Source organism: Hansschlegelia beijingensis (genome assembly GCF_045505405.1).
Classification (GTDB): domain Bacteria; phylum Pseudomonadota; class Alphaproteobacteria; order Rhizobiales; family Methylopilaceae; genus Methylopila; species Methylopila beijingensis_A.
On the sequence record NZ_JBJKEX010000494.1, the window covers coordinates 1 to 1,672 of the forward strand.

Annotated in this window: 2 protein-coding genes and 1 pseudogene; 1 reads left to right on the plus strand and 2 read right to left on the minus strand. The window is 69.9% G+C overall.

Annotated elements, in window-relative coordinates; all coding sequences use genetic code 11:
• The first annotated feature begins 161 nt into the window (after nucleotides 1–161).
• Complete coding sequence (locus ACIKT0_RS17970; RefSeq protein ID WP_407106693.1) at nucleotides 162–590, plus strand: periplasmic heavy metal sensor; 429 nt, start codon at nucleotides 162–164, stop codon at nucleotides 588–590.
• 12 nt (nucleotides 591–602) lie between these two features.
• Here the strand turns inward: ACIKT0_RS17970 and ACIKT0_RS17975 are convergent, their stop codons facing one another.
• Both ACIKT0_RS17975 and ACIKT0_RS17980 read right to left on the minus strand, forming a co-directional pair.
• Nucleotides 603–1,394 (minus strand): transporter substrate-binding domain-containing protein, encoded by a 792-nt coding sequence (locus tag ACIKT0_RS17975; RefSeq protein WP_407106694.1) that lies wholly within the window; start codon nucleotides 1,392–1,394, stop codon nucleotides 603–605.
• Between the two features lie 63 nt (nucleotides 1,395–1,457).
• Nucleotides 1,458–1,672, minus strand: a pseudogene (locus ACIKT0_RS17980) (hypothetical protein); the annotation flags it as partial.

The following is a 1,672-nucleotide window of genomic DNA, read 5'->3' on the forward strand; positions in this document are numbered from 1 at the left end:
GCTCAGCCTCGCGAGCGCGAGCCTCGGCGCGGCCGCGCTGGCCTGCGGGCTGATGCTCGGCGTGGTCTCGGGGGCGAATTCCTCGCAGAGCGCCTTCGCGGCCGGCGGGCTCGGTTTTGGCGGGCCCTTCGAGGTCTCGCTCGCGACCGGCGATCTCTGACATGAAGCGACGCGCGCCCGGCGCTGTCTACGCCGTCCTGGCGGTCTCGATCGCGCTTAATCTGGCGGCGGCCGGCTATTTCGGGGTGACCCGTTTCCATGCCAAGTCGCCGCCGCGCACCGTCGAGACCACGATCGGCTTCATCAGCAGCCGCTATCCGCCTTCGGTCGGCGCGGTGATCCGCGAAAAGCTGGAGGCGCGGCGCGACGAGCTCGCCCAGGCGCTGCAGGAGATGAAGGACGCCCGCCGGGCGACGCGGGACACGATGAGCCGGGCGCCGCTCGACCGGGCGCAGGTCGACGCGGCCTTCGCCAATGCGCGCGTCAAGGCCGCGAACTTCCAGAAGGTGATCCACGAGGCGATCACCGAGGCTTTGCCGGCCGTGCCGGAGGCGGACCGGGCCAAGATCGACCGCGGCGATCCGGACTGAGCGCCTTCGGCGTCAGTAGATGCTGAACGGGAAATATCGCGCGTTGATCCGCTCGTAGGTTCCGTCGGCCCGGATCTGCGCGATCGCCCCGTCGATCAGCGCCTTGAGGTCGGCGTCCTGCTTGCGCAGAGCCGCCCCGACGCCCTCGCCGAAATAGGCCGGGTCCGCGAGGTCCTGGCCGATCACCTGGCAGCAATCGCCGTCCCCGGCGTTCTTGAGCCACGGCAGCATGACGAGCTTGTCGGCGAGCACCGCCTCCAGCCGGCCGGCGGAGAGGTCCAGATTGGCCTCCTCCTGCGTCGCGTAGAGCTTCACGTGGGCGCCGGCGGGCGCATAGACCTCCTCGAGATAGCGCGCGTTCACCGTGCCGCTCTTGGCGCCGAGCGTCCTGCCCGTGAGCGCCCTGGGCGAGGAATCCATCAGCCCGCTCGTCTTGTCGGCCACGAACAGGGCGGGCGAGGCGTAGTACCGCTCCGAGAAGGCCACGACCTTCCTGCGCTCGTCCGTGATCGACATCGAGGCGAAGACGACGTCGAACTTGCCCGCCAGCAGCGCCGGGATCAGGCCTTCCCAGTCCTGCGCGACGAACTCGCAGGTGACCTTCGCGGCGGCGCAGACCGCGCGGGCGACGTCGACGTCGAAGCCTTCGAGCTGGTTGTCCGCGTTCAGCATGTTGAACGGCGGATAGGCGCCCTCGGAGGCGATCCGGATCCGGGTCCACTGCTTGGCCTGCGCGTCGCCCCAGGAGAGCGCCGCCGCGACCGCGAGGCCCAGCAGGACGCAGCGCAGGGGTTTCGGGGCCATGACTCGTCTCCGCCTGCTCACTCGTCCGAACATTCCACCGCCGCCGAGGCCCGCAACGCGCCGTCAGTTCTTGAGCGCGCGCGCTTGCGCCCGCGCGAGATCGGCCGGCGTGTCGACGTCGACGAAGGCGTCGGGGTCGGCGAAATCCACCGGCGCCGCCGCCAGCATTTCGAGCGCGCGCTTCGGAGACCGCACGCCGTCGGCCAGCGGCAACACAATCGCCAATGCAAAGCTACAGTAAAGGTGCACGGGGTCTTTCCGTCTGACCGCAGGAACCC

What these genes read in the sequence shown, in the direction of transcription:
- ACIKT0_RS17970 (WP_407106693.1), top strand. Translation starts at nt 162, where the DNA reads ATGAAGCGACGCGCGCCCGGCGCTGTCTACGCCGTCCTGGCGGTCTCG.
- ACIKT0_RS17975 (WP_407106694.1), bottom strand. Translation starts at nt 1,394, where the DNA reads ATGGCCCCGAAACCCCTGCGCTGCGTCCTGCTGGGCCTCGCGGTCGCG.